General features: G+C 72.9%; 19 protein-coding genes. 17 read left to right on the forward strand and 2 right to left on the reverse strand.

All coding sequences use genetic code 11. The features are described from left to right. The first annotated feature begins 2 nt into the window (after positions 1-2). The 12 genes from FHS88_RS19230 to FHS88_RS19280 all read left to right on the forward strand — a co-directional run bounded on the left by FHS88_RS19230 (position 3) and on the right by FHS88_RS19280 (position 9286). Positions 3-239 carry a phage head-tail joining protein gene (locus FHS88_RS19230; RefSeq protein ID WP_184487119.1) on the forward strand — a complete coding sequence of 79 codons (237 nt, stop codon included), beginning with the start codon at positions 3-5 and terminating at the stop codon, positions 237-239. Continuing rightward, the gene (locus FHS88_RS19235) at positions 239-1705 is read left to right on the forward strand and encodes a phage portal protein (protein ID WP_184487120.1); all 1467 of its coding nucleotides are present in this window, start codon (positions 239-241) and stop codon (positions 1703-1705) included. The genes FHS88_RS19230 and FHS88_RS19235 overlap by 1 nt, the downstream gene beginning before the upstream one ends. Next, positions 1702-3183 carry a ubiquitin-activating E1 FCCH domain-containing protein gene (locus tag FHS88_RS19240; RefSeq protein ID WP_184487121.1) on the forward strand — a complete coding sequence of 494 codons (1482 nt, stop codon included), beginning with the start codon at positions 1702-1704 and terminating at the stop codon, positions 3181-3183. Before FHS88_RS19235 ends, FHS88_RS19240 begins: the two co-directional genes overlap by 4 nt. A gap of 22 nt (positions 3184-3205) precedes the next feature. Continuing rightward, a complete protein-coding gene (locus FHS88_RS19245) occupies positions 3206-5350 on the forward strand; it encodes a prohead protease/major capsid protein fusion protein (protein WP_184487122.1) in 2145 nt (714 codons plus the stop codon). Between the two features lie 73 nt (positions 5351-5423). Further along, positions 5424-5774 carry a DUF2190 family protein gene (locus tag FHS88_RS19250; protein ID WP_184487123.1) on the forward strand — a complete coding sequence of 117 codons (351 nt, stop codon included), beginning with the start codon at positions 5424-5426 and terminating at the stop codon, positions 5772-5774. Beyond that, on the forward strand, positions 5771-6427 hold the full coding sequence (locus tag FHS88_RS19255) for a structural protein (RefSeq protein ID WP_184487124.1): 657 nt from the start codon (positions 5771-5773) through the stop codon (positions 6425-6427). The genes FHS88_RS19250 and FHS88_RS19255 overlap by 4 nt, the downstream gene beginning before the upstream one ends. Next, on the forward strand, positions 6424-6696 hold the full coding sequence (locus tag FHS88_RS19260) for a hypothetical protein (RefSeq protein WP_184487125.1): 273 nt from the start codon (positions 6424-6426) through the stop codon (positions 6694-6696). Before FHS88_RS19255 ends, FHS88_RS19260 begins: the two co-directional genes overlap by 4 nt. Positions 6697-6702: 6 nt before the next feature. Then, positions 6703-7017, forward strand: a complete 315-nt coding sequence (locus tag FHS88_RS19265; RefSeq protein ID WP_184487126.1) for a head-tail joining protein — start codon at positions 6703-6705, stop codon at positions 7015-7017. Further along, entirely contained in the window at positions 7014-7730 is a 717-nt protein-coding gene (locus FHS88_RS19270; RefSeq protein ID WP_184487127.1) for a DUF6441 family protein, read from the forward strand. Before FHS88_RS19265 ends, FHS88_RS19270 begins: the two co-directional genes overlap by 4 nt. Next, complete coding sequence (locus tag FHS88_RS21160; RefSeq protein ID WP_272872853.1) at positions 7727-7855, forward strand: hypothetical protein; 129 nt, start codon at positions 7727-7729, stop codon at positions 7853-7855. The genes FHS88_RS19270 and FHS88_RS21160 overlap by 4 nt, the downstream gene beginning before the upstream one ends. Beyond that, positions 7852-8298, forward strand: coding sequence for a hypothetical protein (locus tag FHS88_RS19275; RefSeq protein ID WP_184487128.1), 447 nt, complete (start codon positions 7852-7854; stop codon positions 8296-8298). Before FHS88_RS21160 ends, FHS88_RS19275 begins: the two co-directional genes overlap by 4 nt. A gap of 31 nt (positions 8299-8329) precedes the next feature. Further along, complete coding sequence (locus FHS88_RS19280; protein WP_184487129.1) at positions 8330-9286, forward strand: phage tail tube protein; 957 nt, start codon at positions 8330-8332, stop codon at positions 9284-9286. A 3-nt stretch (positions 9287-9289) separates the two neighbouring features. Here FHS88_RS19280 and FHS88_RS19285 read toward each other — a convergent pair whose 3' ends face one another. Beyond that, positions 9290-9733, reverse strand: a complete 444-nt coding sequence (locus FHS88_RS19285; RefSeq protein WP_184487130.1) for a hypothetical protein — start codon at positions 9731-9733, stop codon at positions 9290-9292. Beyond that, complete coding sequence (locus FHS88_RS19290; RefSeq protein WP_184487131.1) at positions 9723-9986, reverse strand: type II toxin-antitoxin system Phd/YefM family antitoxin; 264 nt, start codon at positions 9984-9986, stop codon at positions 9723-9725. The genes FHS88_RS19285 and FHS88_RS19290 overlap by 11 nt, the downstream gene beginning before the upstream one ends. Before the next feature lie 55 nt (positions 9987-10041). Between FHS88_RS19290 and FHS88_RS19295 the strand changes: the two genes are divergently transcribed. The 5 genes from FHS88_RS19295 (at position 10042) to FHS88_RS19315 (ending at position 14123) form a co-directional block, all read left to right on the forward strand. After that, complete coding sequence (locus FHS88_RS19295) at positions 10042-10419, forward strand: hypothetical protein (RefSeq protein ID WP_184487132.1); 378 nt, start codon at positions 10042-10044, stop codon at positions 10417-10419. 152 nt (positions 10420-10571) lie between these two features. Beyond that, on the forward strand, positions 10572-10754 hold the full coding sequence (locus FHS88_RS19300) for a hypothetical protein (RefSeq protein ID WP_184487157.1): 183 nt from the start codon (positions 10572-10574) through the stop codon (positions 10752-10754). Further along, on the forward strand, positions 10744-12831 hold the full coding sequence (locus tag FHS88_RS19305) for a phage tail tape measure protein (protein WP_184487133.1): 2088 nt from the start codon (positions 10744-10746) through the stop codon (positions 12829-12831). Before FHS88_RS19300 ends, FHS88_RS19305 begins: the two co-directional genes overlap by 11 nt. A 15-nt stretch (positions 12832-12846) precedes the next feature. Continuing rightward, positions 12847-13536 carry a hypothetical protein gene (locus FHS88_RS19310; RefSeq protein WP_184487134.1) on the forward strand — a complete coding sequence of 230 codons (690 nt, stop codon included), beginning with the start codon at positions 12847-12849 and terminating at the stop codon, positions 13534-13536. Continuing rightward, positions 13533-14123, forward strand: coding sequence for a hypothetical protein (locus FHS88_RS19315; RefSeq protein WP_338146675.1), 591 nt, complete (start codon positions 13533-13535; stop codon positions 14121-14123). The genes FHS88_RS19310 and FHS88_RS19315 overlap by 4 nt, the downstream gene beginning before the upstream one ends. Positions 14124-14126: the final 3 nt, after the last annotated feature.

The raw sequence follows: 14126 nt of genomic DNA on the forward strand, positions 1-14126 counted from the left end.
GCATGGACCCGACCGTCCTCGCCTGGGCACTTGCACAGCCCGCCGGCACCCGCGCCACCGTGCTGGCCGCCGCCTTCACCGGCGGCACCACGCGCGTGACCTTCGACGGGCGCACCGTGGAATACCGCTCGCTGGATGAACTTGGGCGCGCCCTGTCGGTGCTACACGCCGCGGAGAACACCGCCGCACGCCGCCCCAGCGTGACCTTCGCCAGCTTCTCGCGCGAGGGAACCAGGTGATGGGGCGTCTTCGCGATGCTTGGAACGCGCTGCGCGGCTATGCCGCGGCACAGGACCACCGCGCCTCTGCCTGGGCGCCCTCTGGGGGCAGCGCCACGGCTGAGGTCGGTGCCGCCGCTCCCACGGTCGCACGCCGCGCCCGCGATGCGGTCCGCAACGACCCCTACGCCACGCGCATCGTTGACCTTTGGACCGGCAACGCCATCGGCGCCGGCATCACCACCCGCTGGCCGGACAAGCCCCATGCCGAGGCCTGGCGCCGCTGGTCCGACAGCACGGCCTGCGATGCCGAGGGGCGGCTTGACCTTTATGGCCTTCAGGCGCTGGTGATGCGCGCGGTGGTCGAGAGCGGCGAATGCTTCATGCGCCTCCTGCCGGCCGACATCACGCCGGCGAACCCGATCGGCCTCCGCCTCCAGGTGCTGGAGAGCGACCACTTGGACACAGCACGGCAGGGCGTCATCGAAGGCGTCCCGACCCTGCAGGGCATCGGCCTGGGCGAGGCGGGCGAGCCGGTCGGCTATTGGCTACACCGCGTGCATCCCGGCGCGTCCTGGCTTCTGCCGGGGGGAGCCACCTGGCTCAGCAGCCAGCGCGTGCCGGCGCGCGACGTGCTGCACATCTATCGCAAGCGCCGGCCCGGCCAGCTGCGCGACGTCTCCTGGCTGGCGCCCGTGCTGACCCGCCTGCGTGACCTCGGCGACTATGAGGCTGCCCTCCTGATGAAGGCCAAGATCGAGGCCTGCCTCGCGGCGGTCGTGTCCGAGGATGGCGATGAGACGATGACGGGCCCGGCGTCGGGCCTGCTGCGCGATGCCCAAGGCCGCACGGTGGAGAGCTTCGAGCCGGGGATGATCCTGTATCGCCGCGGCATGGGCAGCGTGGAGGTGGTGAACCCCTCGGGCGGCGGCAGCCACGCCGCCTTCGCGCGCCGGGCCCTGGAAGCCTCCGCGGTGGGCACCGGCCTGACCTACGACCAGGTCGCCGGCGACCTCACCCAGGCGAACTACTCCAGCCTGCGCGCCGGCAAGATCGAGTTCCGCCGGCTTTGCGAGCAGGTGCAGTACGGCATGCTGATCCCGATGCTGGTCCGCCCCATCGCAGACCGCTTCCACGCCCAGGGCGCGCTGCTCGGGTTGTGGGGTGCGGAGGTGCCGGAGGGGCTGTCCCATGTCCCGCCCGCGCACGAGATGATCGACCCGCTCAAGGACACCACCGCCCTCATCGCGCAGGTCCGCGCCGGCTTCGTGCCGCAGCCCGAGGCAGTGGGCGCCTTCGGCTACGACTTCCGCCAGGTGGTGGAGATGATCCGCGAGGCCAGCGCCCTGCTCGACGAGGCCGGCCTCTCCCTCGACAGCGATCCGCGCCGCGTCGCGAAGTCCGGCGCCGCCCAGGACGCCGCCCAGCTCGCCGCCATCGAGATCGCCGCCACGGGCGCGGCCACCACCCCAGGAGCCCCCGCATGATCCCAGGCGCCTATGACTGGACGGAGGATATGCTACGCGTGAAGTCCATGCGCCGGCGCTTCCGCGACAGCTTTGTGGGCAGTGCCCTCGACGAGCGCCGCTGGGAGCTGCTGACGCGGGGCTCCGGCATGGCGCTGACGGTCGCCGATGGCACCGCGCGCATCACCACCGGCACCACCCTCGACGACGAGGTCGTGTTGCTCAGCCGCGCCACCTTCATGATGCCGCTGCGCGTCATGGTGGCGCTCAACCTCAGCCAGCGCATCGCCGGCCAGACCGTCTGGATCGAACTGGTCAGCGTCCACCGCGAGACCGGCCTGCCCGACGAGCGCAACATCGCCGCCTGGCGCGTCGACGGCACCAGCGCCACGCTGGCCAACTACGAGGTCGCCGGCGACGGCTCCCCCCGGCTCGGCACCACCTCGGGCGTCACCATCCCGACCACGGCGCCGGCCGGCTGGTCAATGCTGGAGCTCGAGCCGACCAACGAGGAATGCTACTTCCACACCCGGCTGCTCGACGCCACCGGCCAGCGCGCCCATTCCTACCTGCGCCAGCAGCAGCTGCCCGACCCCAACGCGCTCTACAAGCTGCGCCTGCGGGTGCGGAACCGGCAGGTGTTCCACGGCATCACCGCGGTGGCCGACAATGGCAGCGGCCTGGTGCGGGTCACGCGCGCCTCGCATGGCTACACCACCGGCGACAGCGTCACGCTGGAGAACGTGGCCGGCGTACCCAGCGCCAACGGCACCTTCACGATCACGGTCATCAACACGAACAGCTTCGACCTGGTCGGATCGAGCTTCGCCGGCGCCTATGTGAACAACGGCTGGGCGAGCATGAGCCGCAACGCCGATGCGGCCTCGAGCACCGAGGTGCGGCTGCAATTCGTCACCCTCTCCGACTATGCCGAGCTCACCACCGCCATCACGGCCGGGCGCGGCAGCCTGGCTGCGGGCCAGGGGGTGGGGGTGAACATCCTGAGCGCCCCGGTGGTCGTGGGCGGCCAGGCGCGCAACACGGCGGGCACGGTGCCGGTGCTGGCGGCCACGGGCTATTCGGCGAACCCGAGCGCGGTCACCACGGCGCGCGGCGTCGACCTGCTGGCGACGCTGATCGGCGCGCTGGTCATCAAGCCCTTCTCGATTCCGGAGGCGGACTGGCAGTACGCCGGCGCCGCGGGGGGGATCACCGGCACGGCGGATGTGGTGGTCAAGGCCGCGGCGGCCGCCGGCATCCGGAACTACGTGACCTCCATCGACGTCCGGAACGCGCACGCCACGGTCGCGACCGAGGTGGTGATCAAGGATGGCGCCACGGTGATCTGGCGGCAGCTGCTGCCGGCGGCGATGGCTGCGCCGGTCGAGATCGTCTTTCCCACCCCGCTGCGCGGCACGGCGGCGACGGCGGTGAACGTCGCCTGCATGACCACGGGCGCGCAGGTCTACGTCAACGCCCAGGGCTACGCCGCGCCCTGAGCGCAGCCAGCAGGAATCCAGCATGTCCGAAACCACCGAGCCGGGCGGCAGCGATGCCGCACCGGAACCTGCCGCTGCGTCCGATCGGCCCGCCCCGGCCGTGCCGGTTCCCACCGGTGGGCAGTCGATCGTGGCTCAGCGCGCCATCACCGCCCCGGCCACCGTCGACCGTGCCGCGCGCACCGTCGAGGTGGTGTGGTCAACCGGCGCCCGCGCCCGCAACTTCGTCCCCGCGCTCGGCCTCATCACCGAGGAGCTGGAGATGTCGCCTAATGCGGTGCGCATGGACGCGCTGCGTTCCGGCCAGGCCCCGGTGCTGAACACGCACCGGCGCGGTGATGCGCGAGACGTCCTGGGCCGTGTGGTGGCCGCCCGCATCAAGGCCGGTCGCGGCCACGCCACGCTCCGGTTCAGCACGGCGGCGGATGTGGAGCCGGTCTGGCAGCGGATTGCCGACGGCACGCTGCGCGCGGTGAGCGTCGGCTATCGCGTGCACCGCTACGAACCGAGGCCCGACCATGCCACCGGCGAGACCATCCACCGCGCAGTGGATTGGGAGCCTTTCGAGATCTCCGTCGTGCCGGTCCCCGTGGACCGCGATGCCGCCGTCCGTGCGCAGGGGGAGCAGGGCCTCCCCGCGCCAGCCATCGAACCCGCCCTGCCTGATGAGGAACCCACCATGCCCGAGATGACGCCGGCCGAGCCGGCTGCTGCCCCGTCGGCGCCGCCTGCCGCGTCGCCGCCCATCACCCCGCCCCAGGAGACCACCGTGACCACCAGCCCCGCCCCGGCCACGCCCCCCGAGCCGCCCCGCGCGGCGCCCGCACCGGCGCCCGACCTCGACGCGGTGCGCGCCGAGGCCCAGCGCGCCGAGCGCGAGCGCATCGCCGGCATCGACACCGCGATCGAGGCCGCCCGCGCCCTGGTTCCGGCCGACCGCATCACGCCCATCCGCGCCGAGGCCGTCGAACGCGGCTGGTCTGCCGACCAGGCCCGTCGCGCGCTCTTCGACGCCATGGTGGCCGCCGCCCCCAGGCCCTCCCTGCCGGCACGCCCAGAGACGGGTCCGGGCCATGACGACCCCGCCATGCTGGTGGACGCCATGGCCGAGGCGCTGGCCGCTCGCTCCATGCCCGGCTACCAGCCGCCCAGCACCGGCCCCGGCGCCGGCCGCCACGCCGAGTTCATGGGCTGGCGCCCCTCCGACATGCTGCGCGAGCTTCTCTCCCGCCGCGGTGACCGCAACCCGCCGCGCAACCCAACGCTGCTGGCCGAGCGCGCCTTCCACACCACCAGCGACTTCCCCGCGCTGCTCTCGGCCGCGGCCAACAAGATGCTGCTCGCGGCCTACGCGCCCGCGCAGCCGACCTACCGGCAGATCTTCCTGCGGCGCGATTTCCGCGACTTCAAGCCGCACCGGCACCTCCGCGTCGGCGACTTCCCGACACTGCTGCCGCTGCTGGAGAATGGCGAGATCCAGGTCGGCACCATGTCCGAGAGCCAGGAGATCGTCGTCCTGCAGACCTTCGCGCGGCGCATCCGCGTGACGCGGCCGATGCTGGTGAACGACGACCTCGGCGCCTTCACCGACTTCGCCGCGGCGATTGGCCGGCGCGTCGCCGAGTTCGAGAACGCCACCGCCTACCAGCTGGTGAACTCCGGCAACGGCGACGGCCCGACGCTGACCACCGGCAACGCCACCGTGTTCGGCACCGCCACGGCGCGGGCGAACAAGGCCAGTGCCGGCTCGGCGCTCGACCTCGCCGGGCTCGCCGCGGGTCGCGCCGCCATCATGCGCCAGAAGACCCTCGACGGCCTGCCCATCTCGATCGGCAGCGCCATGCGCCTGCTGGTCGGCCCGAACCAGGAGCTCGCGGCGCGGCAGCTCACCGTCGCGGTGGCGGCGACGCAGATCTCGAACGCGAACGTCTACGCCGGCTTCGTGCAGCCGCTGGTCGAGCCGCTGATCGGGGCGAACCGCTGGTACCTCTTCTCCGACCCGCTTGCCTCGCCGGTCTATGTCTACGGCTATCTGAACGGGGCCGAGGGGCCGCAGGTCACCACCGGGCCCGTCCAGGGCGCCGACGGCGTCGAGGTCAGCGTGATCTTCGACTTCGGCGTCGGCGCCATCGACTGGCGCGGCGCCTGGTTCAATCCCGGCACCTGATCCCTCTCACCACCACAGCAGCTTCGTCGAGGGCGCCCCCACGGGCGCCTTCGGCGTTTCAGGAGACCCTTCCATGCGCAACTGCATCCGTCCCGACGCACGCTCCATCCCCATGGTCGTGCCCTATGCCAGCGGTGTGCTCTCCGGCCAGGGCATGCTGGTCGGCGCCTTCTTCGGGGTGGCGGCGATGGACGCCGCCCAGAACACCACCGTCGAATGCGAGACCCGCGGCGAGTTCGAGCTCGCCAAGGACCCGACCCAGGCGATGACCGCCGGCGCTCGCGTCTTCTGGGACAACACCAACCGCCGCCTCACCACCACCGCGACCGGCAACTTCCAGGTCGGGGTGGTGACCGTCGCGGCCCTCGCCGCCGACACGACCGTGCGCGTCATGCTGGCCCGCGTCCCGGCCTCCGGCGCATGAGCGGCGATCCCAAGGCCGCGCGGGGCTATCGCAACCGCAACCCCGGCAACATCGAGCACGTCGCGGCGAACAAGTGGCTCGGCCTCGAGGACCCGCCCTCGGACGGGCGCTTCTGCCGCTTCCGCTCGCACCAGCACGGCATTCGCGCGCTGGCCCTGCTGCTGCAAAGCTACCAGGACCGGCACGGGCTGCGCACGGTGCGCGGCATCGTCGCACGCTGGGCGCCGAGCACGGAGAACAACACCCGCGCCTACCAGGACGCGGTGGCCAAGCGCCTGGCGGTGGGCCTCGACGATCCGATCGACCTGCACGACGCGGCCACGCTGCGCGGCTTGGTCGAGGCGATCATCCGCCACGAACTCGGCGGCCAGCCCTACGCGCCGGAGGTCATCGCCGAGGGCCTGCGCATGGCAGGGCTGGTCCAGCCCGGCCTCGCCCACAGCGGCACCGTCCGCGCCGCGGCGGGCTCGGTGGTCGCCGGCGTCACGGCGGCGGCCGTGGTCGATGCGGTCACCACCCTGGCGCCGCATGCCGAGGGGTTGGCCGCGGTGCTGCGCGCACTCGGCCCCTGGGGCGTCGCCGTCGCGGTGATCGGCGTCGCGGCCTGGACCATCCACCAGCGGCTGCGGCGGCAGCGGGAGATCACCGGATGACGGACCATGACCGCGAGCTCGGCACCATCGTCACGCGCCTGACCGAGATCGAGCGGCGGCTCGCCGAGGGCGACAAGGACATGCGCGAGCTCACCCGCACCGTGACCGAGCTGGTCAAGGCGATGGCCAGCCTCACGGCGCGGCTCACACTGTCCGCCGGGGTGCCGGGCGCCTCGCCCGCGATCCCCGCCACCGGCGCGGCGGCGGCGGGCGGCATTGTCGGCGCGGCGGTGGGCGCGAAGCTCGCCTCCTGGTTCGGGCTGGGATGATCCGCCATGGGCGTGTTCGATGAGGCGCTGGCGGTGCTCGCCGCGGATCCGAACCTTGGCGTCGCGGCGACCTATCGCGCGAGTGGGACGGGGGCGCCCGTGCACCTCCGCGTCCTGCGCTCCAGCCCGGATCGCATGGCCGGGGCCTTCGACACGGCGCTGCTGCAGGCGACCGACGTGCTGGCGGTCGGCATTGCCGTCCTGCCGGGCCTCGCGGCGGGCGACACCTTCACCATCGGCGCGGACCTGCTGACGGTCGAGAGCGCCGAGCGCGACGCCGCCGGCGTCGCCTGGCGCGTGCTCTGCCGGCGCTCGCCGTGAAGCTCGTCGCGGCGATCACGGGCGATCTCCGCCGGCTGCTGGCCGAGGAGGTGCGCGCCGGCGAGCGCGCCGCCAAGGCCGCCGTCCGCGCTGAGACCGAGCAGGTCAAGCAGGAGCTTCGCCAGCAGGTGATGTCGGCCTTTGGCGGGAACGCCCGCGGTGTCGCCAATGCCTGGCGCTCGCAGGTCTTCCCGAAGTCGGGGGAGTCCCTGCGGCCGGCTGGGCTGGTGTTCACCAAGCTGCCGAACGTGATCGATGCCTTCGAGCGCGGCGCGCTGATCCGCCCCAAGGGCGGTCGGAAGTTCCTCGCCATCCCGACCGGCTTCAATCGGCAGGGCGGGCGGCGCGGCGCCAAGGCGCGGGTCAGCCCGGCGCAGATGGTCGCCTCCGGGCAGGGCTTTCTCCGCTCGTTCAAGTCCGGGCGGGGCTTCGTGTGGTGCCTGCCAGTGCGGCAGGGTTCGCGCACGGGGCGCGGCCGGGCGCCGCTGGTCGCGGGGGGCCTCGCCACGGTGGCGACCGCCCGGCGCAAGGGGGCGGCGGCGTGGCAGCAATCGCTGCTCGCCCAGGGCTTCGTGCCGATGTTCCTGCTGCTGCCCCAGGTGACGCTCGCCAAGCGACTGGATGTGCAGGGCGCGGCCGAGCGCGCGCTGCGCCGGCTCCCGCGGCGCTTCGTTGCCGCCTGGGAACGCGAGAGCGGGAGGACAGCCGCATGACACGACGCGCGAGTCTTTTCCTGATCGCCAGCCTCGCCGTGCTGGGTTGGGTCAGCGTCGGCTTGGGCCTGGCGCTCACCTGGGTCGCAGGGCGCTTCGTCGCACAACTGCTGGGCTGGGCATGAGCGCGCGCGAGGCCGCCATCGCGGCGCTGCACACCCGGTTGCAGACGATGCTGGCCGCACGAAATCCGGCTCCCGCAATCCTCCGCGGTGAGACCATACCGCAGCGGCTGCCGGCCGGCGGGCTCGTCGTGGTCCGCGACGGCGAGACGGTGGAGGAGACCGCGATCCTCTCGCCGCTCGCCTGGGCCATCGAGCACCGGGCAGAGGTCGAAGTCACCGTTGCCGGCGCGACGCCGGCGGCGCGCGCCACCCTGCTCGATGCACTGCTGGTGGATGTCGCGTCCGCCATCACCGCCGACCGCACGCTCGGCGACGCGGTGGAGTGGGCGCAGCCAGGCGCGCCGGACTTCGAGGACGTGGAATTCGAGGGCGCCGCCGCCGCCCGCGCCGCGCGCGTGCCCGTCACCCTGTTCTTTACCGTGGCCGGCTCGCCGCTGGCCTGACCCCTGCCGATCCTGATCCCGGAGACCTCCGATGCCCCGTGCCATCGGCGCGAATTGCCGCGTCCACACCTTCCCCGAGACGGTCTATGGGACCGCGCCCGGCGGCAACTGGCGCCGCATGCCCTTCCTCTCCATCGACCTCGGCGCCGAGCAGCCGCTGCTCGACAACGACATCATCGGTGTGGGCGCCAACCGCGATCCCGCGGCACCCTTCCTCGACACCGTCACCGTGCGCGGCCAGGCGGTGGTGCCGGTCGACCTGGTCAATATCGGCCACTGGCTGCGGCTGCTGCTCGGGCCGCCGACCACCACCGGCACCTCGCCGAACTTCATCCACACCTTCGCATCCGGCGCGGCGGCGCTGCCGTCGAACAGCATCGAGATCGCCTATCCCGACGTGCCGAGCTTTGATGTCTGCGCGGGGGTGCGCGCCGACACGCTCGAGCTGGATTTCTCGCCGACCGGCCCCGCGACGGCGACCCTAGGCCTGATGGGCCAGGGCTCAGCACGCAGCGGGGCGAGCGGCGCCGGCACACCGACGAGCCACGCGCTGACGCTGTTCAACAAGGCGCAGGGCAGCATTGCACGGAATGGCGCGGCGCTGGCGCAGGTCACCGGCGCGCGGCTCACCTATGCGAACGGGATGGAGCTCGTCCGCACCATCCGCGCCGACCGGCGCGTGGAGGGCGTGGATCCGGGTGTGACGCGCGCCACCGGGCAGATCACCGTGCGGTTCGAGAACACGACGCTGCTGACGCAGGCGCAGGACGGCACCGCGGCGGAATTCGCGCTGGCCTACACGATCAACGGCAACCGCAGCCTCACCTTCACGCTGCACGAGGTCTACCTGGCGCTCGCCAAGACGCCGATCGAGGGGCCGGCCGGCGTGGAGGCGACCTTCGACTTCCGCGCCGCCTTCAACGCCACGGCGACGCGGATGATGACCGCGGTGTTGCGGAACGATCAGGCTGCGGCGGTGTATGCGTGAGGACTACTCGGTGCGCCGCACGGCCGTGACGCGGCGCTTCTGCCGCCACCCCGCAAAGGCAGCCCGGATCTGCGCCATCACGCGGTCAGGCAGTGGGCCGTAGGTGAATGTGCCGGTTCCGCCCTCAGTCAGACGCAGGTCGGGCCCGGGCCAGACGAAGTGGTTGTATTCGGTCACCACGACCCAGCACGGCTCGCGCTGCAGCCCCAGCCGTGCACGCGTTTCGGCCGGGATCTCGACCGCCGCACCAGGCTCCGCGGGCGGGGTTGAGGTGAGGGGCAGAACGACGACCTCGTCCTGGCCGTCCTCCTTGCGGATCAGGGCCACCACCGCCGACGGACGGTCCTTCGACCCTTCCTCGCGTCCCGCCGCGTGCTCATGGCTCCACAAATAGGCGTAGCGGATCACGTCGCCGACCGCCGGCAGCGCCGGCGTGTCAGACCTCATGATCGAAGCGCTTGTTCTCCTCTGGCGGCCGCGCCGCGAGGATGGCGTCCACGATCTCCTGCGGCGCGTCCTCGGTCCGGAACACCTGCCGGTCGCGCCGCTTGAGGCGCTCGTATTCCTCGATCGAGATCAGCACCGTGCGCGGACGGCCGTTGCGGGTGATCGCGACGGGCTGGGTGAGAGCCTTGTCCTGGTAGAGGCCGAAATTCCGCTGGGCCTCGGCAGCGCCCACCTTGAGCATCGGCTCGGGCATCGGTCGCGCTCCTTAAACTGCATAACCTACATAACCCATGAAGAGGCGAATTTCCATGCTCACCCTCGACCTCCCCACCGAGCCCTACTGGCTCGACCTGCCGCGCGGCGTGCGCGTGGAGATCCGGCCCGTCACCACGGCCGTCATGGCCGCCGCCCAGGCCGCCGCACAGCGGCGGCTGGCCGCGCTGCGTGAGGCCGACGCGGCGATGGACCCCGACCTCGCCCGCGGCCTCGCCTTTGCCTTCCTGGCCAAGGCGCTGGCGCGGCATGCCGTCACCGCCTGGGAGGGGATCGGCGACGCCGCCGGCAAGCCGCTGCCGCTCTCGCCGGAGGCGGTGGAGCGGTTGATGGACCTCGACGAAATGGCCAGCGCCTTCTGGGAGCGCGCCCTGCTGCCCATCCGGACAGTGGCTGCGGAGGGAAACGCCTGAGGCTCCGCGCCGCCTGGCACTTCGGCGCGGGGCCGGACTACTGCCGCGGCTGTGCCGCCCTGGGGCGCGACTGTGGCCAGGCCTGCCCCTATGCCGCGCATGCCCCCGCCAGCGCCGAGGGTGCCGCCCTGTGGGCCGCGGGGACGGCCTGTGTGCGCGCCGACATGGCGGGCATGGACCTCGATGTGGCCGGCGCCGTGGCGCTCGCCCGGGAGATGGGCGTCTCGGGCTGGGCCGCCGCAGACCTGCTGACCGCACTGCGTCTCGGCCTCGTGGCCGGCCTTGCCGCGCGCACCGCCCCCACTGACGCCGGAGGCTCACCCCATGGCGGATAGTACCCGCCGCGTCTCGGTCCGCCTCTCGCTGGACGACGCCGCCTCAGTCAAATCCGGGCTGCGTGAGGTGGGCGAGACCGGCCAGCGCGAGATGCAGCGGATCACCCGCAGCGCGGAACTTGCGTCGCGGTCCCTGTCGCTGCTCGGCCCCGTCCTCGCCGGCCTCTCCATCGGCGGCGTGGCTGCGATGGTCCGCTCCGCCGTGGATGCGGTAGGTGGCCTTGGCGAGCTGGCCGAGGCCGCCGGGGTCTCCACCGACGCGCTGCAGGCCTTCGGCTATGCCGCCACCCAAGTCGGCCTGTCCAATGAGGAGTTGCAGCGCAGCCTGCAGGCGCTGACCCGGCGCATCAGTGACGCAGCCACGGGCGAGCAGGCCGCGCAGCAGGCCTTCACGCGCCTCGGCATCTCGTTCCGCGACACGGCGGGCAATGCGCGGTCCACCGAGGCCGTCATGGCGGAGCTGGCCGAGCGCATCGCCGGCCTCTCCGACCCGGCCGAGCGCACCGCCGCCGCCACCGCCGTCTTCGGCGACCGGCTGGGCCAGCGCATGATCCCCTTCCTGCTGCAGGGGCGGGACGGGCTGGAGCGCCTCACCGCCGAGGCGCTGCGCTTTGGCGCCATCGCCGACGCCGACCTGATCGCCAAGGCCGACGAGGCGTCCGACAAGATCGCGGCCCTGGAGCGCGCCTTCTCCTCGCTGGCCCGCAACCTGCTGGCGCAGGTCGCCCCCGCCCTGTCCAGGGTGGCGGACGCCATCAACCGCGTCATGACCGGCGCCAGCCCGGCCGAACGGCGCGCCAGCCTGGAGCAGAACCGCGACGCGCTCCGCCGCAGGCTGGAGGAATTGGAGGCCGAGGAGGCCGGTCAGGCGGCGCTCTCCTCCCAGCCCCGCCGCGGCACCATCCAGCGCGGCGCGGTCGGCGTGGCGCGGGAGCAGGCCGGCGTCACCCGCACCGGGCTGATCGCCGAGATCCGCCAGCAGCTCGACGAGGTGCAGCGCGAGATCGCCGCCCTGGAGGCCGAGGCCCGCGCTGCCGAGGAGCGCGCCCGGCAGATCCTCAATCCCGACAGCCGCGCCGGCGGCGGCAACGAGGCGGCACTCCGCCGCCAGCGCGCCGCCGAGGACATCGCGCGCCTCCAGGAAAACCTCGACGCGCGGCTGCGCATCGAGCGCGAGTTCCAGGCCCGCCTCGCCCGCATCCGCGAAGCCGAGCAGGCCGGCGCCATCGACGCCGCCGAGAGCCAGCGCCTGGCCGCGGCCGCCACGCGGGAGCGCGACGAGGCGCTGCAGCGGCTGACGGCCAGCCAGCGGGGTGCGATCGCCAGCACGCGGGAGAACCGAGACGCCGAGCGCGAGCTGAACGAGGTGCTGCGCGAGCGTGAGCGCCTCATCCAGCAGAATGAGACCGCCTATGAACGCTACCAGCGGCGGATCGAAACCCTCGGTCGGCTGGTGGAGCGGTCGGAGCGGGTCGGCCGCCCGTTGCCCGACGAGACCATCCGCCGCGAGGCCACCGCCGCGCTGGAGGAGCTCGAGCGCGCCGAGCGGCGGGTCGCGGAGGGGGCGGAGCGAGCCAGGGACGTCGGGCGCGAGCTCGGCCTGACCTTCTCCTCCGCCTTCGAGGACGCGATCATCCGCGGTCGCCGCTTCTCGGAGGTGCTGCAGGGCATCGGCCAGGACATCGCCCGCATTATCGCCCGGCGCACCATCACCGAGCCGCTGGGCAACGCGGTATCCTCGGCGCTGTCGGGCTTTTCCTTCGATGGCATCGGATCTTGGCTGGGTGGCCTGTTCCGTGCGGACGGTGGGCCTGTCACAGCCGGGCAGCCCTATGTCGTGGGTGAGCGCGGGCCGGAGTGGTTCGTGCCGCGCCAGTCCGGGACGGTGCTGCCAAACGGTACCAACCCGGGCGGCACCACCATCAACACCTCCATCGCGATCGACGCGCGCGGCGCCGATGCCGGCGTCGAGGCGCGGCTGCGGCTGCTGGCTGGGCAGATCGCCCGGCAGGCCTCGGCCATGACGCTGGATGCGATCCGCCGCGGCGGCGCGGCCTACGACACCGTCCGGGGGTAGGGAGGAGCGGCGCGGATGACGGAATACGCCTGGCCGGCCGAGCTCCGCCCTTCGCGGCAGGTCTTCTACCTCCAGCACAACACGCTGCGCTTTGTCTCGCCGGTGACCCGGCAGGCGCAGGTGCTCCGGCGCGAGGGGGCGCGCTGGGTGGCGGAGCTCACCTTCGACCCGCTGAATGCGCGGCTGGCCGGCGTGCTGGAGGGGCTGCTCGCCGCACTTGCCGGCTCGGTGAATACGGTCCGCCTGCGCGACTTCCGGCGCGAGTTCCGCACCGGCGATCCGAGGAGCCAGGGCGACGTGCCCTCCGGACCGTTCTCCTTCGACGATGCGACCATCTTCACGGATGACACGGGGCTGGTGGTTGGCTCCGGCACGCCGGCCTCCGCGGCGGGCGCGCCGCGCGGGGCGCTCTCCATCGCCACCCTGGGCTGGTATCCGAACGCGGTCGCAGTCGGCGCGGGCGACCACATCGGCATCGCCGGGCGGCTCTACATGGCCACCGAACGGGTGATGGCCTCCGGCACCGGCACCGCCACCATCCCGGTCGCGCCGCCGCTGCGCGCCGCGGCGCCGGTCGGCGAGCCGCTGGTGCTGACGGACGCCACCGTGCCGATGCGCCTCGTCTCCGACGACGAGGGCGCCAATCCCACCCGTCCCGGCCGCTTCACGGCCATCACCTGCCGCTTCGAGGAGGCGCTGCCGTGACCACCGAGGGCGATCCCGCCATCCGGGCGACGCCGCGCCTCACGCTGCAGGCCGCCGCCGCCGCCACGGCGCCGGTGGTCGCACCCGTTGTGCTCTGCGAGCTCGACTTCGCCACCGGCCCCTTCCGCGTCTGGACGGGCCTTGGCGACCTCTCCTGGGCCGGGCTCACCTTCGAGGGCATCGGCGACCTCGGGGCGATGTCGGAGGTGGAGGAGACGGTCGAGCTCCGCGCCGTGCGCCTGACCCTCACCCTCTCCCCGGTGCCGCAGGAGGTGATCGACATTGCCCTCGCCGAGCGCAGCTTCCGGCTGCGGCCGGCCCGGCTCTGGCTGGCGCTGCTGGATGCGGGGGGCGCCTTCGTCGCCGATCCGTTCCCGCTCTGGGCGGGGCTGATGGACACCATGGAGGTGGTGGACGGGCCGGAGCCGCGGGTCGCGCTCGCCTGCGAAAGCCGCCTGGTCGACCTCGAGCGCGCCGAGGTGCGCCGCTACACGGATCCGGACCAGCAGGCCGAGTACCCGGGCGACCGCTTCTTCGAATACGTCCCCGCCCTGCAGGACGCCGAGATCCGGCTGCCGGCGCGATAGCGC

Origin of the sequence: Neoroseomonas alkaliterrae (assembly GCF_014199195.1) — a bacterium.
Lineage (GTDB): Bacteria > Pseudomonadota > Alphaproteobacteria > Acetobacterales > Acetobacteraceae > Neoroseomonas > Neoroseomonas alkaliterrae.